Here is a 20,092-nt window from a genome sequence, read left to right as displayed (position 1 = left end):
GACTACGAAACGGGCATCCGGCACGGTTCGGCCAATACGCGTGCGCGGATCGCGGACTCGTGTCCATGGGCGGCGAACTCGTGTCGGTAGGCAGCCAACTCGCCGGCGGGTGGGGCTAGTCGTCGTGGGCGGGTGGGGCCATGGGCCAGGTGTCGTCGTTGAGGAGCCGTTTGAGGATTTTGCCGGTGGCGTTGCGCGGGAGCTCGTCGACGAAGTAGACGTCGCGCGGCACGGCGAACCGCGCCAGCCGTTGGTGGATGTAGCTGCGCACGTCGTCGGCGTCGAGGCGCGCGCCGGGGCGCAGCACCAGGTACACGGCGAGCCGCTGGCCGAACTCCGGGTCCGGCACGCCGACCGCGGCCGCCTCGAACACCTGTGGCAGCGCGGCTAGAGCCTCCTCGACCGGCCGCGGGAACACGTTCTCGCTGCCCGACACGATCATCTCGTCGGCCCGGCCGGTGACGAACAGCCTGCCGTCGGCGTCGAGGTAGCCGACGTCGCCGGTGGCCATGAGCCGGTCCGACATCGGCAGCGTGCCCCCGTCGGTGTAGCCGTCGAACAGCATGTCGTTGCCGACGAAGATCTGGCCGTCGACCCCGGGCGGGACCGGACGCCGCTTGCCGTCGAGGATGGCGACCTCGGTGCCGGGCGGGCAGCGGCCCGCCGTCGTCGGCGCGGCGCGCAGGTCGGCCGGGTCGGCGATGCTCACCCAGGAGACCTCGGTCGAGCCATACAGGTTGTAGAGGACGTCACCGAAAGCGTCCATGAACGACGTGACCAGCGAACCGGACAGCGCCGAGCCACTGCTGGCCACCACGCGCAGGGTGGACAGGTCGTACCGGTCCCGCACCCGCTCGGGCAGGTCGAGGATGCGCTGCAGCATGATCGGGACGGCGAACAGCACCTCGCACCGCTGCTCCGCGATGGTGCGCAGCGTCTCCTCGGCGTCGAACAGCCGTACCAGCGACAGCGACGCGCGCACGGCCATGCCGACCTGCATCCCGGCCAGCCCCCAGGTGTGGAACAGCGGCGCCGCGACGACAATCCGGTCGTTCGCCCGCAACGGGATCCTGGCGAGGACGGACGCCGCCGTGCTGAGCCCCTTCGGCGTCGGGCGCCGCGCGCCCTTGGGCACGCCGGTCGTGCCGGAGGTGAGCACCACGATCCGCCCCGGCCGGTCCGCCGGTTTCAGCCGCGTCGCCGACGCGTCCTTGATGAGCTCGTCGACCGTCGGGTAACCGCGCTCCGCCTCCGGCCACGTGCTGATCCGCAGGAACTCGCCAGGCGCCCGGTCGACGATGTGGGCGAACTCGTCGTCGGCCAGCACGGCCACCGGCTCGTGGCGGGCGATGACCTTGGCGACCGCCGTCGCCGACAGACCGGTGTTGAGCAGCAGGACGTCGGCACTCAGCTTCCCGCAGGCGATGAACGCCTCGACCATGGCGGTGTGGTTGCGGCACATCAACGCCACCCGGTCGCCTGCCCGAACGCCCCGCTCGGCCAGCGCGTTGGCCAACCGGGTGCTGCGTTCGTCGGCCTCGGCGAAGGTCCGGGTAGTGCGTTCGTCGTGCAGGGCGATCGCGTTCGGCACGCGGGCCGCGGACGCCTGGTAGCCGCCCGCCACCGTCGCACCCCAGCGCGCGAGCGATCTGAGCTGGCGGGCCATCTTGTCCGGTCTGCCCGGTGAGAGCACGCCGGCACGGACGAGGATGCTCGTGGTGCCGAGCGTGGTCGCCTTGGCATCGTCGCGCAGATGCGGGCTGCCCGACGGCCGCCCCGAAAGGTGCTCGCCGATCCGCAGGGCGAGTTCCCGGACACCTCGTTTGACCGCGCCCGGAGACAGCAGGTCGGCGAATGTGTCCGGCACCTCGGGCATCATCAGCCGGACCACGAGTTCGGTGCGGTCGCCGCCGAGATCATGCAACTCGATGGAGACCCAGTTCCGCTGGTGCTCGTCGCCACTCCACACGACGTGCGCGCCGGCCCGGTACACCCCGGCGTGGATCCGCGCCTGCGTCAGCGCGCCACGCTGCGGAGTCAGCCGGATCAGGCACCGGGGCCCGCGTCCCCGCTCGACCGGCTCGACCACCTGGCACCAGCTGATGACAGGCACGAACCTGGAATACAGCTCCGGAGTGCCGACGATCTCCCAAACCCGGGAGGGCGAATGGTCGATCACCGCACTCGCCTCGACAACTTCGTCCCGCATCAGTTCACTTCACCGCCGCGACGTTTGGGCGCTCCCCGGCGGACGACCTCGATACCGGCGAAGCGTTCAAGTCGGGCGACCGTACCAGCAAATGGCCGCTACCCCCAGCTGAACCAGTCGACTGTATACAATCGAGTGACGCTCAGCGTGGCGCGCTTTCACTCGCTTCGGCGATGCGCGTGTGCAGCCGGTCCCGGATCTCGTCCGGCGTGTACGTCCGACGGCGCCGTTCCGACCTCGCGATCACCACTCCGGTAGCAGCCACACCGACGAACCCCGCCACGCCGAGCACCTTCCACCACTTCATCCGCCTAGGCTACAGCCGTGCCCGAAACGCGGCTCGACCTCGAAGAAGCGATCAGCCTGACGCGCACCGGCGACGTCTGGCTGTTCCGTGGCAGCACAATGGCCGACCGGGCCATCAGGGCGACGACGAACAGCCCGGTGAACCATGTCGGCATGTCCGTGGTCATCGACGACCTGCCGCCGCTGATGTGGCACGCCGAGCTCGGCCGGTCCCTGCCGGACCTGTGGTCCGGGACCCACCAGCGCGGCGCGCAGCTGCACGACCTGCGGGACGCGGTCGTGGTCTGGGCCACCAGATACGGGCAGCGCGCGTGGCTCCGGCAGCTCGACCACCCCGTCACCCGTGAGATGGAAAACGCCGCCCTGCGCACCGTCGCGCGCCTGGACGGCACCCCGTTCCCCACCACGGCCCGGCTCGCGTCCCGCTGGCTGCGCGGCAGGGTCCCGAGCGCCCGGCGCCATGCTCACGAGGTCGATCTCGAAACGGCCTTCTGCGCCGAGGTCGTCGCGATCACCTACAACGACATGGGCTTACTCGAAGACCCGCACCGCCCGAACTGGTACGACCCCGGCCGGTTCTGGAGCGGCGACAACCTGAAACTGGCCAACGGAGCCCGGCTCGGCGAAGAGATCGCCGTACGGATCCCGCCCGGCACCCACGTCACCCCGAGACCGCCTGCCGGAAAGTGAGCCGACACCCCTCACACCCGACCCTCACACCGGAGTAACCATAATCAGCTATGGAGGATTTCGTTGCGGCAGAGGAACTTGGCGCCGTATTCGGGCAGGAAATGCCCGATTCGGACGGTTTTCCCGTTCCGTCCCCCTCGGTCATCCGGCTCGGTGAAGTTTCGTGAACGACCGACCCCGGTATCCGCCCCCTGAGCCGCCGGGATGGCCTCGCGACGGCACGGACGACGTGACCGATGCGCTTCCCGTGCCCGGTAAACCCACCCGGCGCAGGCATCGGAAGGGCTGGCGTCGCATCCGCCGGACCCTCTATGTCCTGTTCGGACTCGGCGTCCTCGGCCCCATCGCGGCGTTCATCGTGCTCTACCACTTCGTCAACGTCCCGGATCCGACGGCGCTGGCGGCCGGTCTCAACCAGCCGGTGACGATGTACTACGCCGACGGCTCGACGATGTACACCCAGGCGAGCACCAGCGGCGGCCACGAACTGGTGACCTGGGACCAGATCCCGCAGTCGATGAAGAACGCGCAGATCGCGGCCGAAGACGAGACCTTCATGACGAACTCCGGGTTCGACATGAAGGCGATCCTGCGCACCGTCGTCAACCGGGTCACCGGCGGCACCGGCGGTGGTTCGACCATCGGCCAGGAATACGTCAAACAGGCCACCGGCAACGCGGCACCCACGTTGAACCGCAAAATGGTCGAGGTCGTCGAGTCCTACAAGATGACCCAGACCTATTCCAAAGAGGACATCCTCACCGCCTATCTGAACACCGTCTACTTCGGCCGCAGCGCCTACGGCATCAAAGCCGCGGCACAGGCCTTCTACGGCGAGGACGTCAGCAAGCTGACCAACGAACAGGCCGCACTGCTCGCCGGCATGGTGCAGTTGCCCTCCTTCGCCAATAGTTCGGCCTACGAACACAAGCGCTACACCTACGTCATGGGCCGGATGCTGGCCAATCACTGGGTCACGCAGGCCGAATTCAGCTCCGCCCAGTTCCCGACGCCGGTCGCCGCGTCCACCGCCTCGGGCACCGGTTCCTCGCTGTCCCCCACTCGCCAGTACATCGCCGCGGCGGTCTTCGCCGAGCTGACGCAGAAGGGCTACTCCGAACAGTCCCTGTCCAAATCCGGCGCGAAGATCTACACCTCCATCAGCCCGCCGGCCCAGGACAGCGCCGAACACTCCGTCGCGAAAATCATGGGGGCCGACACCGCGTATCCGGACGAAGGGGCCGCGCTGGTCTCGGTCGACCCGACCACCGGCGGCATCCTCGCCTACTACGGCGGTGACGGCTCGACGTCCTACGACCTGGCGATGACGCCGCAGCAGCCGGGATCTTCGTTCAAGCCGTACGTCTTCGCCGCCGGGCTGCAGGCCCAACCGGGCCAGATCGGTCTCGACACCGTGTACGACGGCAGCGACAACCAGACCATCGACGGCCAGCTCGTGCACAACTCCGACGGCGAAGGCTCCAGCCAGATCACGGTGAAGAACGCCATGACCCAGTCGGTCAACACCGTCTTCTACCGCATGGGTGCCCAAGTCGGCGTGAACACCGTGCGCCAAGCCGCCTGGGAGGCCGGGATCCCCAAGCAGATCACCCCCTCGATCGGGCAGTCCTTCGACTCCCTGCAGCAGGACGACCCCACGACCGGCAAAGGCACCGGGACAACCGAGCTCGGGATCTCGATCGGGCAGTACCAGGTGCGTCCGATCGACCAGGCCCAGGGATACGCGACCTTCGCCAACAACGGCATGTACGTCCCCGTGCATTTCGTCACCAAGGTCACCGACAACACTGGCAGTCAGGTCTACCAGTTCGCCACCGCCGCCACCCCGGCCTTCAACGCCGACCCCACCACCAACGCGGCGATCGCCCGCACGGTCACCGAGTCGATGACCGACGTCGCTTCGTCCTCAAAGGACGGTCTGGACAGCGGCCGTCCCAACGCCGCCAAGACCGGTACCGCCCAGTTCAACAACTCCGGTCACAACTCCGAGGCCTGGATGGTCGGCTACACCCCGCAAGTGGTGACCGCGGTTTGGTTCGGCAACAAGAAGCAACCCGCACCGATCTACGGCAACTACCACAACGGCGTCGGGCGCGAAACGGGCTACGACGTTTACGGCCGGGAGGAACCTGGCTACATCTGGCAGGACTACATGAACTCCTACCTGAGCAACCAGCCGGTCGTGCAGTTCACCGCTCTCCCCCAGCCGAGCAACACACCGAACACCACCAGCCCGTCCGCGCCCACCAGCTCCGATCAGCCGAGCATCTCCGACACGCCCACACTCAGCGACACACCGACACCGACATCGACCCCGACCGATACGACGACGGACACCCCCACCACGAGCCCGCCGCCCGACACGAGCTCGAGTTCTTCGCGCCCTGGTAATGGACACGGCCCTCCTCCCGGCGGCTAGCCGGGCGCCGAGCCGGTGAGCGGAGCCGAGTCGACGTATCTGACCTCGTCAACGCGCTCAGCGAACGTCCAACCGTCCGGGGTGCGCTGGTAGCGGTCGTGGTGCAGCCGCTCGATCCCGGCTCGGAGCTCCTCCCGGCTTGTGAAGCCGATGTTCGCATCGGGGATCCGCACTACGGCGTCCTCGGTGAACAGCGTGGCGAAACGGTCGTAGTCATGCATCATCACCGCGTCGGTGAACTCACCGCGCAGCGCCTCGATCTCGACGCGGTCGGCGATAGCCTCAAAGTCGCTCATGACGGTTCGACGACGCAGCCCCTCCGGACGTGAGGTGGCACGCCGACGTCACAATTCGGTGCGCTGTCTCGTCGAACTGGTGAGGGCAGCTGCGACCAAGGGAGCCGGCGACGCATGAGCAGGCAATTCGAGCCAGGAGACGGCCTGAGCGAGATCATGAGCGAGCGGCGTCAGCTGATCAATCTCGCTTACCGGCTCCTCGGCTCCCTTGCCGATGCTGAGGACGTCGTGCAAGAAACGTACGCCCGCTGGTATGCCATGACCCGACCACAGCGGGAAGCCATCCAGTCCCCCGGCGCCTGGCTGACAACGGTCGCCAGTCGCGTCTGCCTTGACCTGCTCGGCTCGGCGCGAGCCCGACGGGAGCGCTACGTGGGCGAATGGATCCCCGAGCCGCTGCCCGAAAGTACGGAGTGGATCAACGGCCGGTCGGGCGGCACCAGCGCCGACCCGGCCGACCGGGTCACCCTCGACGAGTCGATCACCATGGCCTTCCTCGTCGTCCTCGACTCGATGACCCCGGCCGAGCGCGTCGCGTTCATCCTTCACGATGTCTTCCGGTACCCCTTCGCCGAAGTGGCGGACATCGTCGGCCGCACACCGGCGGCCTGTCGCAAACTGGCATCGTCGGCCCGCCACCGCATTCGCGCTTCCCAGTCCTCCACCACTCCCGCAACGCAGCGCGCCGACATCGTCAGGAACTTCAAGCAGGCCTGGGAAGCCAAGGACATCGACGCCCTCATCGGTCTCCTCGATCCCGACGCCACGACGATCGCCGACGGCGGCGGCCTGGTCAGCGCCGCTCGCCGCCCCATCGAGGGTGGCGAACGGATCGCGCGCTACCTCGTCGACCTCGCCGGCCTGGCAGTCGACATCACCTTCGGAGAACGTACGGTCAATGGTCAGCCCGGTCTGGTGGCGCAGCAGGACGGCGTCACCGTGGTGGTGATGGCGTTCGACTTCGCCGGCGACCGGATCAACCGCATCTGGGCGGTACGGAACCCCGAGAAGCTCCGGCCTTGGACTACGGACTGACCGGCGTCCGCCTCGCGAGACGATGATCGACGTCGGCGTCTGCCAACAGCGTTCGGGCGACCGCGGCGAGGCCTATCGCGGTGAGCGTCCAGCCGATCAGGTCCAGTGTCGGGCTGCCCACGATCACGGCGGCGATGAAGTGCAGCGGTTGCGAGACGATGACAGCCCAGGCGGCCCAGGCCGGAATGCGTCCCGATCGGAGCAAAGCGACGCCGAGCAGCACCGTTCCGACGACGTGACCTACGACGAAAATGCCGGTGCCGACGTTCAGCGACGGATGTGCCGCATCGATGAGCTGGGCGAGCTGCTGAGGGTCGGTATGCGCGTGCGCGCCGCTCCAGAGCAGGAAGTCCTGGCTCAGAATTACGCCGAGGCACAGGTAACCCGGTACCGACAGCGCCAGTGCCCACGCCTTGAGCCGGCTTGACGGGAGGGCTGCCGCCGCAGCGATGACTCCGGGCACGAGCGTGATGAGGGCGAGCAGTCCCAGCCAGAGAACGACGCTTTCACGACCGGGGTTGGCGTCGACCGCCACTACCGTGGCGAGGCTGCCGTCCGCCGTGTAGTACGGCAGCAGGTAACGCAGCACGGCGACGCAGAGCGGTCCGACCGGCAACAGGAGCAGGGCCAGCCGCCTCATCGGGCCACCTCGCTGGTGACGGGGGCCCGGCTGACCAGGACAGCACCCACGGCGGTCAGGACGAGGATCGCGGCCGCGGCGGCCTTGGCCGCGACCGGCACGTCGTCGACGAAGAACGCCGGTGCGGCAGTCAGCGCCGAAACGACCCGCAGCACGAGCAGCGGTCGGAGCGGGGATCGCTTGCCGGTCCAGGCTTTCGCCACGAAGTAGAGGGAACCGACGCCGAGCACGGCGCTGATGACGGCGATGACGTACGGCGGGTGGTTGCCGTCGGTGAGGGCGAGCCCGGCGATGTCGGCGACCGAGAGGAGACCGAGCAGGACGAGCCCGGCACGGATTGTTGCGTTCACGGTGTGCTCCTTCTCGTAGTTCACCCCAGGTTGAGTCGGCGACGTGCCCGCCCGACAGAGGCAGTGGCCCCGCATCGCCGGGATGTTGCCCGGGACGACCGGGAAGATGTCCCGTGACATCGGGATGTCCGAAGGCACACACTTCACCGATGAGGACCAAGGCGGTGGCCGGCGCGCTGGCGCTGCTGGCCGTCTGCGTGTCCGTCGTCTCGGTCGTGGTGACCCTTCGGGTGCGCTGGTCCTTCCACGAAGCCCTGGACGACTTCGTGGTGAGCAATCTGGTCATCGGACTCAGCTTCGCGTTCTGCGGAGCGCTCATCGCGTGGCACAAGCCGGGCCACCCGGTGGGCTGGATGTTCGCGGTCGGCGGGAACTTCCAGCTCATCACCGCCGCGTGTGCCCCCGCGGCGCAGGCACTGCACGACGGGGGTGCCCCGCCGCTCGCCGCGCAGATCGCCGTCACCGTGTTCGCCTGGGCCTGGCCGATCCACATCGGACTCATGCTGCCGCTGTCGCTGTACCTGTTGCCCGACGGCCGCCTTCCGTCCCCGCGCTGGCGTCCGCTGTTTCTCGCCGTCGCGATCACCGCTCCGCTGTTCGTGCTCGAGATCGGTACCGGCACGGCACTGATCTCGAATCTGCCGCCGGGGCTCTGGGTACTGCCGCAACACGGGGCGTGGGCCGCCTTGTGGTCGCTGAGCGAAGTCCGCTGGTCTCTGTCGATGCTGCTCGGGCTCGCGGCGCTGCTGATGCGCTACCGCCGAGGCGACGAGACGGTCCGCGCACAGCTTCTCTGGCTACTCGGCGCGGCCGGTGTCATTCTCGCCGCGGTCGTTCCGTGGTCGCTGGTCGCCGGGACGCCGATCGTGGTGCTGTTCGCGATCCCGTTGCTGCCCGCGGCCATCGCGGTGTCGATCCTGCGACACGGGCTGCTCGACATCCGCCTGGTACTGGCCCGCGGGCTGAGTTACGGCCTGCTCTCCGGCCTGGTCCTGATCGGATACGCGCTGCTGGTGCTCGCGCTGTCCGGCGTCGCGTCCGCGCTTATCGTTGCGCTGCTTGCGTTCCCACTTCGCGCTCGACTCCAGCGCAGCGTCGAACGACTCCTCTACGGCGAACGCGACCCGCTCCGCGTCGCCTCGCGGGTCGGCGGACGACTTACCGACCTCGCCAGCAGCCTCGACGAGGTCCGCACGGCAATGCGGCTCCCCTGGGTCGCGGTCGCCGTCGGGTCCGAGACCATCGCCGAAGCGGGCACAACCTCGAACCACAGCGTGCGTCGACCGCTCAGCGACGGGGCCGAGCTCGTCGTGGGACTGCGACGCGGCGAATCGGTTCTCGCGCTCTCGGACGAGCGCGTCCTCGACCTGCTGGCGGGGCCGCTGGCGGTCGCCGTGCACGCGAGTATGACCTCGCGAGCGTTGCAACAGTCACGCGAGCAGTTGGTGACCGCGCGAGAGGAGGAACGGCTTCGTCTGCGCCGCGACCTGCACGACGGGCTGGGGCCGCTGCTGACCGGCGTCGCGCTGGCCGCCGACGCGGCCGCGAACCTCCAGCTGACCGCCCCAGAGGAAACCACGGCCCTGTTGCGCGGAGTCCGAACCGACACTCGCACCGCGATCGCGGAGGTGCGCAGAGTCGTCGACGATCTGCGCCCGCCGGCCCTGGCCGAACTCGGCCTGACGGACGCGCTGCGCACGAGGGCGGCCCAGACGGTGCGACGCGCGGACGGACGGCCACTGCAGGTCACCGTTGACGTCGCGACACTCGGCCCGTTGCCGGCGGCCATCGAGGTGGCCGCCTACCGGATAGCGACCGAAGCCCTCAACAACGTGGTCCGCCACTCCACCGCGACGTCGGTCCGCCTGCACCTGCGGCTTGACGACGAACTGGTCGTGGAGGTCCTCGACGACGGTGCGCTCGCCGCCGCCTGGTGTCCCGGTGTCGGCATTGTCGGGATGCGAGAACGCGCGGCGGAACTCGGCGGCTCATGCGACGTCGGCCCGTCCGCAGAGGGTGGCGCGGTGCGCGCCCGGCTTCCGCTGGTGCGCACATGATCCGCGTCCTCATCGCCGACGACCATCCCGTGATGCGCAACGGCCTGGCCGCCCTGCTCGGCTCCCTCGAGGACATGGAGGTCGTGGCCGTCGTCGCCGACGGCCGCCAAGCCGTGAAAGAGGTGATGTTGCGCAAACCCGACGTCGCGCTGCTCGACCTGCACATGCCCAATCTCGACGGTTTCGCGGCGCTACGCGAGATCAGTCGCAGCGTCCCGACGACCGCGCTGTGTGTGCTCACGATGTACGACGATGACGACTCGCTCTTCGCCGCGATGAAAGCCGGCGCCTCCGGATATCTCCTCAAAGGCGCCGAACAGGACGACATCGCGCGCGCCGTGCGAGCCGTACACGCCGGAGAAGCCGTCTTCGGTCCGGCGGTGGCACGCCGAGTCCTGGAGCAACTGGCCACCTCACCGCCCGCGACCGGTCGACCCTTTCCCCAGCTGACCGAGCGCGAATTCCAAGTGCTCGACCAACTCGCCGCGGGCAGGCCGGTCCGCGTCATCGCGAACCGGATCGGCATCGCGCCGAAGACAGTCAGCAACCTCCTGTCGAACATCCTCGGCGAACTGCAGCTGGCCGATCGCGCACAGGCGCTGATCGTGGCGCGCAACGCCGGGCTCGGCCGAACGGATCGCTAGTCCGGCTGCCCGCGTCGCACGTAATGCTCGATGCTGTACGCCACGCCGACTCAACTACGGGTGCTTGCCATCCGCTCGCGCAGGCGGGCCGCGTCCTGAGCGGGTGGCAAGCCGTAGAAGCTCCGGTACTCGCGGTTGAACTGTGTCGCGCTCCCGTATCCGACAGCTTCCGCGACCAGCACCGCCGTGGTGTTGCCCACGATCAGCTGCCGTCGCGCTTCGTGCAGTCGCAGGTGCTTCTGGAAGCGCATCGGGCTCATGCCGGTGGCGGTCTTGAAATGGCGGTGCAAGGTGGCCCAGCGGACTGCCGAGCAGCCGGTAGAGGATCTCGCTCTCGATGCGCGCCGCCAGCGGGCCGCTGTCGTCCGGGGTGTCCAGCAGCCGGACCCACCGAGTGACCGCATCGACGAGTTCCGGCGTCATCGACGCGGCGATCTGCCCGCCGGGATCGGGCGAGGTAGCCGGGATCGACCCGTCCAGTTCGAGCAGCAGGTCGGCGAGCGACCGGCCGTGGGCGAGGACATCGTCCCGATCCCGGGCACCGCAGTCCGCAGCGCGTCGCCGAAAACGTCGAGGCCGCGTACGCCAAGCTCACACCCAAGACGCTCGCACGGATCCAGGAGATCCTGCCGCATGGCGCGGCCGGATCCCGCTACCCCGAGGACATGCCTTCCTGGCAGCGAAAGTCCTGAAAAGACGACTCGCCGCCGGCTGCTGATCGCAACCCGGCGGCGAGTCGCGTCGAGCGCTACACGGCAGTGATGATCCGGACCCGATCGACGACAGCTCGTTTGCTGACGCTCGCGTTCGGGTTGAGCCAGTCGTGGCCATGCGGCGCGCCCGGGTGGACGTGGAGCTCGCACGAGATGCCGGCCCGCTGCAGGTTCCTGGCGTAGTCGATGCTCTCGTCGCGGAAGATGTCGAGTTCGCCAACCTCGATGTAGGCCGGAGCGAGCCCGGTGAAGTCATCCAGCCGCGCCGGGGCCGCCACCGGGGAGACCGACGGCTTGCCGAGGTCGTCGCCGAGCAGGGCGTGCCAACCAGTGAAGTTGTTGTCGTAGGACCACGTCGCTGTCGGGGCCAGCGTCGGGTCGGGGACCGTGTTGCGGTCGTCGAGCATCGGGAAGATGAGGATCTGCTTGGCCAGCCGCACGCCGTGGTCGCGGGCCAAAATAGCCGCCCCCGCCCCCACGCCACCACCACCGCTGTCACCCATGAGCGCGATGCGTGCCTGGTCGACGCCGAGTTCGGCGGCGTGGTCGAAAAGCCAGCTGACCCCGGCAAAGGCATCCTCAGCAGGGGTGGTTCCCGGGAACTCGGGCGCCAACCGGTAGCCGACCGCGAGAAAGGGCACCCCGGTAAGTTGCACGTAGTGCCTGACGAGCCGGTCGTAGTTCTCCAGTGTCCCGCAGATCATGCCGCCGCCATGGAGGTACACCACTGCCGACCCGGTACGGACGCCGTTGCGGGTGTACCAGCGCATCGGGACTTCCGTGCCGTCGGCGGCCGTCGCGCTGTACGTGGCCATGGTGACATCCGGGGTGTCGGGCAGGGCACCGTACGACACCGTCAACCCCGCGTCGAGTATCACTCGCAGACCCAGCGCGTCTCCGCGCTCGGGAAGCGTGATCTCACCGAATGCCTGCGCCTGTGCGATCAGGACACTGGCGAGCTCCGGGTCCAGCGCCATCAGAACAACCTCCAAGACGGTGAACCAGAATACAAATCTAGCAGCTTGACAGTCTGTGCGGCTTTACCTGTACTCAGAGTATGTTAATACGATCCTCAGTCGGATAATCCGAGGAACGGAATCTCCTCATGCGCGCGTTGGTCCTTGACCGGCCCGGCAGTCCCGATACCTTGCGCATCGCAGCTCTACCCGTCCCCGAACCCGGCCCGGGCGGGGTGCGGGTGAAGGTCGAAGCATGTGGGCTGAACCCGTCGGACTACCTGCGCGCCGCCCATGGGATGCCATCCTGGACCTGGCCGGCCGTCCTGGGCCTGGACGTGGCCGGCACCGTCGACGCCCTCGGCCCGGGAGTCACCGACGTCAGCCCAGGTCAACGCGTCGCGTACCACAGCGACGTCAACCAACGCGGCGGTTTTGCCGAGTACGCCCTGGCAACCGCCGCAGTTCTGGCACCGGTGCCCGACACGGTCGATCCAGTCCTGACCACCGGCGGCGCGGGTGGAGTCGGCGGGTTCGCGGTACAACTGGCCGCGTCGACCGGCGCGCAGGTGATCGCGACCGGAGCCGGGCACAACGCCGAACACGTCCGCGGGCTGGGCGCGAAAGAAGTCATCGACTACCGCACCGAAGACGTCGCCGCGCGGGTGCGCGAGCTGACCTGAGGACGGGGGGTGGACGCGGTGATCGACACCGTCGGGTCCGGCTCCGCCACCGCCAACCTCTCGCTGCTGGCGCACGGCGGCGGGATCGTCAGCATCGCCGGACGACCCGACCTGACCACGGTGGCTCCCTTCACGATCGCGCCCTCGGTCCACGAAATCGCGCTCGGCGCCGCATACAGTCACGGCGACCGGCGCGCGCTCGCCGATCTGTCCACAATGCTCAGCGCCTTGCTCGGGTTGGCCGCCGACGGGCACCTGGACCCGATGCCGGCCCGCACCGTCAAACTGGAGGAGGTGCCGGCGGCGCTTGGTGAACTGTCCGGCCGCCACGTACGAGGCAAGCCGGTGCATACCTTCGGCTGACCCGCCGGCTCAAACCCGCCTGATGCCGGTCAGCGTCGACTGGAAGAAGTCGGCCAGCTTGGCCGTGGCGGGAGCGACATAGTCTTCTTTGTCGTAGAGGTCGACGTGGCTGGCGCCCTCGATCCAGTGCAGTGCCTTGGGCTCGTGGGCGTTCTCGAAGGCGTCCCTCGACATCCACGACGTCACGGCCTCGGTTCCGGCGATCATCAGCAGCGGGCGCGGGGTGACAAGGTCGATGAACCGGAAGGCGTCGAACTGGGCGATGAGATCGATACTGCGCCAGGGCATGAACTTGGTCGAGCGGGGATGCTGGGCACGGTCGGTGCAGTAGTACTCGAATCCTTCGAAGGCGTGCTGGCCGCCCAGTTCGCGGGCCTGTGCCGCGGTGTCCGGGAACAGCTGGAAGGACTGCGTGCCTTCACCGCGGGCCTCGGCGGTGCGGGCGGCCGCGGCGGCGTCGAGCATGCCCTGGATGACCGCGGGATCCTGCTTGCCGTCGGCACCTTCGCGGAACTGGCGGCTGATGTCGACGCCGCTGACGGTCGCGACGGCCTTGATCCGGTGGTCGGTGGCCGCGGCGGGGATGACGTAGCCGCCGGAGGCGCAGATGCCCAGCGCGCCGATGCGTTCAGGGTCCACCCCGTCGCGGACGCTGAGGAACGACACCGCGGCCTTGAGATCCTCGACCCGGTGCGCCGGGTCCTCGAGCCCGCGTGGCTCGCCCTCGCTTTCGCCCTGGTAGGCGGCGTCGAACGCCAGGGTGACGAAGCCCTGTTCAGCCAAACGCCGCGCGTAGAGGCCGGCGGCCTGCTCCTTGACGCCGCTGCCCGGATGCCCCACCACGATCGCGGGGCGAGGACCTGACGCCTGGTCGTCGGGGATGTAGAGGTGGCCGGCGATCGCCAGGCCGGCGCTGTCGAACGTGACATCCGTCTTCATGATGCTTCTTCCTTACGCGAGGTGCCCGGCTTGTGCTGGGCACCTGTCCAGGCTCGTACCGCCTCGACGCGCACGCCAGAGACGGGTTTCTCCTGGGACTCCGCTGTCGGGGGAAGAATCCTGCCCCCGCACGGATCGCCTCCAGCGGACACAATGGAGGGCATGGGTTCCGCCTCCGCCCGACCGCCCGAACTCGGCGACTTCCTCAAGGCACGCCGCGCCGAGCTGACTCCTGCCGCCGTCGGCCGGACCCTCGCCCGGGGGCCGCAAGTAACTGCTAACGGCGAGCGGCCGCCACGACACTGTTCGCGACCCGGGCGAAGTTCGCCGCGGCGCGGGGCGCGTCCAGGCGATGCACCACGGCAACTTCGCACTCGGCGATGCCGTCGATCGGGACATAGCGCACGCCGGGACGGGCGTAGAGCCGCGCGACCGATGCCGGAACGACCGACAACCCGCGTCCTAACGCGACAGACTGCAGCTCGGCTTCGAAGGTGGCCGCTTCGTGAGTGATGTTCGCCGGTGAGTCGCGATAGGACGCCAGAATCCAGTAGTCGCGCCAGACATTGTCGCCCGGCGCGGCCACGATGGGTTCAGCGAGCAACAAGCGAATGGAAACACTGGGCAGAGCGGCAAACTGATGCCCCTCGCCTACGCAGGCGACACACGGTTCGCTGAGCAACGTCGTCACGACCGCGTCCTCGACTCCGTCCAGCGGCGGCCGCACGAGGGCGACGTCGGTTTCCCCGATATCCAGTCCGCCGTTCGGCGACGAAAAGTCGTATTCGATCAGTTCGACGTCGACCTCGGGATAGGACCCGGCGAATTCCCGCAGGATCGCCGGGACGTAGTCGACCGCCGCTCCGATGAGGTAACCGACTCTCAGCCGTCCGAGCTCACCGCCGGCCATCCTCGACGACCGCTCCATCGCGGTGTCGAAACGCTTGAACACGGCCTTCGCCTCGGCCAGGAACTGCTCTCCATCAGGAGTGAGCGCGGTGGCACGCGTGGTCCGGGCGAACAACCGGAACCCGAGATGTCCCTCGAGCTGGCGGATCGTGTAGCTCAGCGAAGGCTGGGCGATGTGGAGCTGCTCGGCGGCCCGCGTGAAGTTCGCGGCCTGCGCGACGGCGACGAACGCCCGCAGGTGGCGCAGCTCCACATTCATAGACCGCATCTATGAAGTATACGGATTTTCGTCTTTCTCACCAGGCCGCCTCGGTTCCTAAGCTGCAGGCCAACCAGCTCGCTGACCCAAGGCGGAGACCTCGTGACCGACACATTGACCGACCAGACCGATGTCCACGCGCGGGGCCGGGAGGCCCTGCTCCACGAGCCCGCCGGCGGCGATCCGGGCAAACTGACCTTGGTGAAGGCCAAGGGATCGCTCGTGTGGGACGACACGGGCAAGGAGTACATCGACTGCACCGCGCAGGCGTGGTCGAACAACCTCGGCGCGAACGACCCGCGGGTGATCGAAGCCGCGATCGAGCAGACACGCCAGATCACGCACGCCCGCCCCACCTTCCACACCCCGGCCCTGCTCGAACTCGCCGAGCTCCTGGTGTCGATCGCCCCCGCCGGACTCGACCGCGTCGGCTTCACGCTGCACGGCTCGATGGCCGTCGAAATGGCACTCAAGCTCGCCCTGCGTAACCGCCCCGACGCCAAGCACATCGCGGTCCTGCACGACAGTTACCACGGCCGGTCCATCGCGACCATGGCCGCGAGCTGGCCGCACCCGGGCAACGTCTTCGGCGCGCTGCAGCCGCAGTTCCTTCGACTCCCCCGCCCGGACGGCTACCGGCCGCGCGCCGGGCTCAACGTCGATCAGGACACCGAGCTCACGCTCGGGCTCGTCCGCGACGTCCTCACCAAGGGCACGGAAGGACCGGTCGCCGCGCTGGTCTACGAACCCATCCAGGGCAATGGCGGGCACAACGAGTTCACCCCGCGCTGGCACCAGGGTATCCGTGAGATCTGCGACGAGTTCGGCATCATGCTGATCATCGACGAGGTACAGACCGGACTCGGCCGCACGGGTGAGATGTGGGCCAGCGACTTCTACCGCATCGATCCGGATTTGCTCGTGTTCGGCAAGGGTGTCGGCGGGGGTTTCCCGCTCGCCGGTGTACTGGCGAAGCAGCGGTTCGCGAAGTTCCTCGCCGGCGACGACCAGCTCACGTTCGGTCAGTTCCCGGTCTCAATCGCCGCGGGCCTCGCCGCGGTGAAGGCGATCATCGACGACGATCTCTGTTCGAGGGCAGCCGCGCACGGCCGGTACGCGACCGAACGCCTGCTCGAAATGCAGACCAGGCATCCCCTCCTCGGGGACGTGCGGTCACCGGGCCTGATGGTGTCGATCGAGCTCGTCCGCAACCGGCTGACGAAGGAACCGGCGACAGCTGAAGCACACGAAGTGTTCGAGCTCGCCCAGGAGCGCGGCGTCATCTTCGGTGAAAGCCGCTACGGCGGATTGGGCAACCTGATCAAGATCAAACCCCCGCTCGACATCAACCGTGAACAGCTGGCCAAAGCCCTCGACGTGCTCGACGACGTCCTGACCGAGGTCGAGAGTGTGGTCGACGGTGCGGGGAGCGTGCCGTCATGACCGCCACCGACGACCCGCCGGAAACAAGGCTCTCCGACGCCGACGACCTCGCGGCGCTCGGTTACGGCCAGCAGCTCAACCGGTCGATGAGCTCCTTCACCGCGTTCGCACTGGCATTCTCGATGGTGTCGATCAACACCGGGGTGGTGACGCTGTTCGCCGATCCGTTCACGCGGATCGGCGGCGTCGCCGTGCTGCTGTGGCTACTCGTCCTCCCGGCGGTGCTCACCCTGGTCGCGGTCTACGCTCACCTGTCCGGGCGCATGCCGATCACCGGGTACGCCTACCAATGGTCGAGCAGGCTCGTCGGACCGCACTTCGGCTGGTTCACCGGCTGGATCGCGCTCATCTCGTTCCTTGCCGGAACCGCGGCGACCGCGGCCGCCATCGGCACCGTGTTCGCCCCGGAGATCTGGGAAAACCCGACCACACACCAGATCCAAGCCCTGTCCATCGGCTGCACGATCGTCGTCGCGGCGCTCAATATCGTCGGGGTGAAGATCGCCACCCGCGTCAACAACTTCGGCGCGTCGATCGAACTCGTCGGGACGGTCCTGTTGGTACTCGCGCTGGCCGCGGGGGTGCTGGTGTTCTTCGACCACACCCAGGGCTTGAAGATCCTCACCGACACGAAACCGTTGAGCGGGAACACGATCACACTCGGCAGCGTCGCGTTGGCCGGTCTGCTGCCCGTCTACGTCCTGCTCGGCTGGGAAGGCGCGGCCGATCTGGCCGAGGAAACCGTCAACCCGCGCAAAGCCGCGCCACGGGCCATGTTCCGGTCCGTCGTGATCTCCGGGATCATCGGGTTCGTGGTGTTCGCCCTGCTCGCGATGGCCATGCCCACCGGCCCGGCACAGTTCCTGAGCGGCTCGGAAAACCCCGTACTCAAACTGATTTCCGAGCAGCTCGGGCCGTTCGCCAGGGCGCTGATGACCGTAGTCGCCTTCGCGTCGATCTTCGCCTGCCTCATCGCCAACATGGCGGTGGCCACCCGCATGACGTTCGCGCTCTCCCGCGACAACATGCTGCCGGGGTCCGGCCGCCTTCAGCGGGTGGGCGCCAGGTCCAAGGCGCCGGTCCAGGCGATCATTCTCGTCACCGTTGTCGCGATCGGACTCAACCTGCTCAATTCCGGGCTCGTCGGCAAGATCTACGCGATGGTCGGACTGACCTACTACCTGACCTACGCCCTCACCATGATCGCGACGGCGATCGCGGAGAAACGCAAAACCATCCCGAAGGCCACCGAAGGCGTCTTCGACCTCGGGCGCTGGCTGAACCTCGTCGTCGCGCTCGGACTGGTCTGGTGCGTGGCGGTCATCGCGGCCTTGACCGTGCCCGCCGAAAACAACCAGAACGCCGTGACCGTCCTGATCGTGCTCGCGATCGGGTTCCTGTGGTGGCTGTTCGTCCTCCGGCATCGCCTCAAGGCGGGCACCGCCGGACCGCCGAACGTACACCCCTGACAGCCCTCGACGAGGACGGCAGTCAGGCCTAGGCATCGCAACTCGACGGCGAGTTGCGATGCTTAGCATGCACAACGATCGCAAGTCGACGGCGAGTTGCGGGAGGGGCTCGCGTCCAAGACGGGTTGGCGGTCCGGCCGACAGGCAAGTCCTATCGGTCGGCCGCCGCGTTCAGGAACGCCTCCGCGGGCGGCGTCAGCCCGGTCTTCCGGTGGGCCAGCGCCAAATGGAGGTACGCGGGCGGATCCAGGTCGAAGACGAGGGCGCCGGCCAGTTCCGCCAGCGGCACCCACGAGTCCGCCAGCACGGTCATGCCGACCCCGCCCAGCACGAGCGGCAAGAACGTCTCGCGGTGCTCCGACTCGACCACCGCCGCGATCTCCACCCCGGAAGCCCGGATGTCGTCGACGAGCCGCCGAATCCCGGTGCCGAGTTGGCCGACGATCAGCCGGTGCCCGGCAAGCTGCTCCCGCCGCACCGGCTTGCCAGGCGGGAACGGCGCATCGGCCGCCGTGATCAGCACAAACCGCTGTCCGACCAGGGAAACAACCTCGAGGTCGGCAGCGACGATCGGTTCGGTACTCCCCGCGAGGCCAAGCTCCGTGACCCCGGTACGGACCATCTCCAGCACGTCGCCGGGCGTGAACGCGGCTCGGACGGCCACTGTCAGTCCGGGATGGCGAGCGGTGAACCGGCGAATCATGCCGCTCAACGGTTCGACAGCCTGCGACGGCATCGCGGCGATCTCGACCTGGCCGATCTCGAGCCCCGCAACCGACTCGACCCTCGCCCGCGCCGACGCCAGCCCGCGCACGACCTGCCGGGCAGGTTCGATCAACGCCTGCCCGGCCTGGGTCAGCACCAGACGGCGGTCGACCCGCTCGAACAGGACCGTGCCGAGATCCTTTTCGAGCGCCCGAATCGCCTGCGAAAGGGACGGCTGTGCGACGTACAGCGCCTGGGCCGCCCGGCCCATCCCGCCGTGGTCGACCACCGCGAGGAAGTACTGCAGCTGCCGTGCGTCCACCTTGTCCACCTCCGCTCACCCGTACAGCATTACCTGCACAGCATTACCAGTGCAGCCGGGTTCCGCTCCCCCTGGCCGAGGCGCCCGGCGCCGGACTTGCCAGCTCGTCGGAATCCAGGCGGACGTGGATCAGATCGCCGTGACTGGAATTGATCTCCAGGAACAGGCGATCGCCGTCACCGAGGACGATCTCCTCCGGCTCGAGCAACTGTAGTTCGTCGTCACGCCGACACCGCCCTACCGGAATATTGCCGCACCCCAACGAAGGGGCGGTCTTCGCGGCCAGTCGCAGTGCCGGTCTGCGCAGACCGTTCATCCCGCTAGCTGCTACTCCCCCGAGCCACGACCTTTGACGTCGGGGATCGGTTCAGGCGGCATGTTCCGTTGCGCGGGTAGTGCTTTTCGAGTGACTGAAATGGAATTTCGTTTGTGGTGACCGGACGCATAGCCCCGTTCACACTTCGCCAATCACGTTAAGCAACCGGCGTCGTCATTGAACTCTTCCGCGTAACCTTTGGTGACGTTGAGTAGTGCGATGTGGCGATGACGGATGACTCGCCGAACTCGTTGATATGCAAGAGAAAAACGCAGAACCTCGGTATGAAGATGGTCCTTCCGAGATCAACTTCATAGAGGTTCTGCGCCTGATGAGTATTGCATACGA

At 67.9% G+C, this 20,092-nt stretch carries 20 protein-coding genes and 1 pseudogene; 9 read left to right on the top strand and 12 right to left on the bottom strand.

Annotation, left to right across the window (positions count from 1 at the left end):
* Positions 1 to 115 precede the first annotated feature (115 nt).
* Together JWQ81_RS43695 and JWQ81_RS43690 are read right to left on the bottom strand one after the other, a co-directional pair.
* Positions 116 to 2,209, bottom strand: a complete 2,094-nt coding sequence (locus JWQ81_RS43695; RefSeq protein WP_297551529.1) for an AMP-binding protein — start codon at positions 2,207 to 2,209, stop codon at positions 116 to 118.
* 142 nt (positions 2,210 to 2,351) lie between these two features.
* Entirely contained in the window at positions 2,352 to 2,516 is a 165-nt protein-coding gene (locus tag JWQ81_RS43690; protein WP_297551528.1) for a hypothetical protein, read from the bottom strand.
* A 17-nt stretch (positions 2,517 to 2,533) separates the two neighbouring features.
* On the opposite strand from JWQ81_RS43690, the gene JWQ81_RS43685 reads away from it, so the two are divergent.
* Complete coding sequence (locus JWQ81_RS43685; protein WP_297551527.1) at positions 2,534 to 3,205, top strand: hypothetical protein; 672 nt, start codon at positions 2,534 to 2,536, stop codon at positions 3,203 to 3,205.
* 163 nt (positions 3,206 to 3,368) lie between these two features.
* Positions 3,369 to 5,645: a transglycosylase domain-containing protein gene (locus tag JWQ81_RS43680; RefSeq protein ID WP_297551526.1), complete on the top strand. Its 2,277-nt coding sequence runs from the start codon at positions 3,369 to 3,371 to the stop codon at positions 5,643 to 5,645.
* Here the strand turns inward: JWQ81_RS43680 and JWQ81_RS43675 are convergent.
* Entirely contained in the window at positions 5,642 to 5,941 is a 300-nt protein-coding gene (locus JWQ81_RS43675; RefSeq protein WP_297551525.1) for a nuclear transport factor 2 family protein, read from the bottom strand. The genes JWQ81_RS43680 and JWQ81_RS43675 overlap by 4 nt on opposite strands.
* A gap of 114 nt (positions 5,942 to 6,055) precedes the next feature.
* On the opposite strand from JWQ81_RS43675, the gene sigJ reads away from it, so the two are divergent.
* Positions 6,056 to 6,976, top strand: coding sequence for an RNA polymerase sigma factor SigJ (gene sigJ / locus JWQ81_RS43670; protein WP_297551524.1), 921 nt, complete (start codon positions 6,056 to 6,058; stop codon positions 6,974 to 6,976).
* Here sigJ and JWQ81_RS43665 read toward each other — a convergent pair.
* Together JWQ81_RS43665 and JWQ81_RS43660 are read right to left on the bottom strand one after the other, a co-directional pair.
* Positions 6,966 to 7,616, bottom strand: coding sequence for a hypothetical protein (locus JWQ81_RS43665; RefSeq protein WP_297551523.1), 651 nt, complete (start codon positions 7,614 to 7,616; stop codon positions 6,966 to 6,968). The genes sigJ and JWQ81_RS43665 overlap by 11 nt on opposite strands.
* Positions 7,613 to 7,966, bottom strand: coding sequence for a hypothetical protein (locus JWQ81_RS43660; RefSeq protein ID WP_297551522.1), 354 nt, complete (start codon positions 7,964 to 7,966; stop codon positions 7,613 to 7,615). The genes JWQ81_RS43665 and JWQ81_RS43660 overlap by 4 nt, the downstream gene beginning before the upstream one ends.
* A 149-nt stretch (positions 7,967 to 8,115) precedes the next feature.
* On the opposite strand from JWQ81_RS43660, the gene JWQ81_RS43655 reads away from it, so the two are divergent.
* Entirely contained in the window at positions 8,116 to 10,023 is a 1,908-nt protein-coding gene (locus JWQ81_RS43655; protein ID WP_297551521.1) for a histidine kinase, read from the top strand.
* A complete protein-coding gene (locus JWQ81_RS43650; RefSeq protein WP_297551520.1) occupies positions 10,020 to 10,667 on the top strand; it encodes a response regulator transcription factor in 648 nt (215 codons plus the stop codon). Before JWQ81_RS43655 ends, JWQ81_RS43650 begins: the two co-directional genes overlap by 4 nt.
* A 50-nt stretch (positions 10,668 to 10,717) precedes the next feature.
* On the opposite strand, the gene JWQ81_RS43645 is transcribed toward JWQ81_RS43650, so the two are convergent.
* The 3 genes and pseudogenes from JWQ81_RS43645 to JWQ81_RS43640 form a co-directional block, all read right to left on the bottom strand.
* A complete protein-coding gene (locus JWQ81_RS43645; RefSeq protein ID WP_366942387.1) occupies positions 10,718 to 10,957 on the bottom strand; it encodes a helix-turn-helix domain-containing protein in 240 nt (79 codons plus the stop codon).
* Positions 10,958 to 10,970: 13 nt separating this feature from the next.
* Positions 10,971 to 11,159 (bottom strand): annotated as a pseudogene (locus tag JWQ81_RS45235) (AraC family transcriptional regulator N-terminal domain-containing protein); the annotation flags it as partial.
* 256 nt (positions 11,160 to 11,415) lie between these two features.
* On the bottom strand, positions 11,416 to 12,357 hold the full coding sequence (locus JWQ81_RS43640) for an alpha/beta hydrolase (RefSeq protein WP_297551518.1): 942 nt from the start codon (positions 12,355 to 12,357) through the stop codon (positions 11,416 to 11,418).
* A gap of 128 nt (positions 12,358 to 12,485) precedes the next feature.
* On the opposite strand from JWQ81_RS43640, the gene JWQ81_RS43635 reads away from it, so the two are divergent.
* On the top strand, positions 12,486 to 13,019 hold the full coding sequence (locus tag JWQ81_RS43635; RefSeq protein WP_297551517.1) for an alcohol dehydrogenase catalytic domain-containing protein: 534 nt from the start codon (positions 12,486 to 12,488) through the stop codon (positions 13,017 to 13,019).
* 9 nt (positions 13,020 to 13,028) lie between these two features.
* Complete coding sequence (locus JWQ81_RS43630; protein WP_297551516.1) at positions 13,029 to 13,382, top strand: zinc-binding dehydrogenase; 354 nt, start codon at positions 13,029 to 13,031, stop codon at positions 13,380 to 13,382.
* Between the two features lie 9 nt (positions 13,383 to 13,391).
* Here JWQ81_RS43630 and JWQ81_RS43625 read toward each other — a convergent pair whose 3' ends face one another.
* Complete coding sequence (locus tag JWQ81_RS43625; RefSeq protein ID WP_297551515.1) at positions 13,392 to 14,321, bottom strand: alpha/beta hydrolase; 930 nt, start codon at positions 14,319 to 14,321, stop codon at positions 13,392 to 13,394.
* 277 nt (positions 14,322 to 14,598) lie between these two features.
* Positions 14,599 to 15,498: a LysR family transcriptional regulator gene (locus JWQ81_RS43620; RefSeq protein ID WP_297551514.1), complete on the bottom strand. Its 900-nt coding sequence runs from the start codon at positions 15,496 to 15,498 to the stop codon at positions 14,599 to 14,601.
* A gap of 93 nt (positions 15,499 to 15,591) precedes the next feature.
* On the opposite strand from JWQ81_RS43620, the gene JWQ81_RS43615 reads away from it, so the two are divergent.
* Positions 15,592 to 16,932 carry an aminotransferase class III-fold pyridoxal phosphate-dependent enzyme gene (locus tag JWQ81_RS43615; protein WP_297551513.1) on the top strand — a complete coding sequence of 447 codons (1,341 nt, stop codon included), beginning with the start codon at positions 15,592 to 15,594 and terminating at the stop codon, positions 16,930 to 16,932.
* Entirely contained in the window at positions 16,929 to 18,401 is a 1,473-nt protein-coding gene (locus tag JWQ81_RS43610; protein WP_297551512.1) for an amino acid permease, read from the top strand. The genes JWQ81_RS43615 and JWQ81_RS43610 overlap by 4 nt, the downstream gene beginning before the upstream one ends.
* Positions 18,402 to 18,552: 151 nt before the next feature.
* On the opposite strand, the gene JWQ81_RS43605 is transcribed toward JWQ81_RS43610, so the two are convergent.
* Both JWQ81_RS43605 and JWQ81_RS43600 read right to left on the bottom strand, forming a co-directional pair.
* Positions 18,553 to 19,428, bottom strand: a complete 876-nt coding sequence (locus JWQ81_RS43605; protein ID WP_297551511.1) for a LysR family transcriptional regulator — start codon at positions 19,426 to 19,428, stop codon at positions 18,553 to 18,555.
* A gap of 43 nt (positions 19,429 to 19,471) precedes the next feature.
* Entirely contained in the window at positions 19,472 to 19,636 is a 165-nt protein-coding gene (locus JWQ81_RS43600; protein ID WP_297551510.1) for a hypothetical protein, read from the bottom strand.
* Between the last annotated feature and the right edge of the window lie 456 nt (positions 19,637 to 20,092).

Origin of the sequence: Amycolatopsis sp. (assembly GCF_025464955.1) — a bacterium.
Lineage (GTDB): Bacteria > Actinomycetota > Actinomycetes > Mycobacteriales > Pseudonocardiaceae > Amycolatopsis.
This window is presented reverse-complemented; position numbering and strand designations above follow the sequence as displayed.

Bases quoted from the DNA above. Each gene is read 5' to 3' on its own strand.
- JWQ81_RS43650 (WP_297551520.1), top strand. From the start codon at position 10,020: ATGATCCGCGTCCTCATCGCCGACGACCATCCCGTGATGCGCAACGGC.
- JWQ81_RS43635 (WP_297551517.1), top strand. From the start codon at position 12,486: ATGCGCGCGTTGGTCCTTGACCGGCCCGGCAGTCCCGATACCTTGCGC.
- sigJ (WP_297551524.1), top strand. From the start codon at position 6,056: ATGAGCAGGCAATTCGAGCCAGGAGACGGCCTGAGCGAGATCATGAGC.
- JWQ81_RS43610 (WP_297551512.1), top strand. From the start codon at position 16,929: ATGACCGCCACCGACGACCCGCCGGAAACAAGGCTCTCCGACGCCGAC.
- JWQ81_RS43665 (WP_297551523.1), bottom strand. From the start codon at position 7,616: ATGAGGCGGCTGGCCCTGCTCCTGTTGCCGGTCGGACCGCTCTGCGTC.
- JWQ81_RS43695 (WP_297551529.1), bottom strand. From the start codon at position 2,209: ATGCGGGACGAAGTTGTCGAGGCGAGTGCGGTGATCGACCATTCGCCC.
- JWQ81_RS43675 (WP_297551525.1), bottom strand. From the start codon at position 5,941: ATGAGCGACTTTGAGGCTATCGCCGACCGCGTCGAGATCGAGGCGCTG.
- JWQ81_RS43620 (WP_297551514.1), bottom strand. From the start codon at position 15,498: ATGCGGTCTATGAATGTGGAGCTGCGCCACCTGCGGGCGTTCGTCGCC.
- JWQ81_RS43655 (WP_297551521.1), top strand. From the start codon at position 8,116: ATGAGGACCAAGGCGGTGGCCGGCGCGCTGGCGCTGCTGGCCGTCTGC.
- JWQ81_RS43640 (WP_297551518.1), bottom strand. From the start codon at position 12,357: ATGGCGCTGGACCCGGAGCTCGCCAGTGTCCTGATCGCACAGGCGCAG.
- JWQ81_RS43625 (WP_297551515.1), bottom strand. From the start codon at position 14,321: ATGAAGACGGATGTCACGTTCGACAGCGCCGGCCTGGCGATCGCCGGC.
- JWQ81_RS43690 (WP_297551528.1), bottom strand. From the start codon at position 2,516: ATGAAGTGGTGGAAGGTGCTCGGCGTGGCGGGGTTCGTCGGTGTGGCT.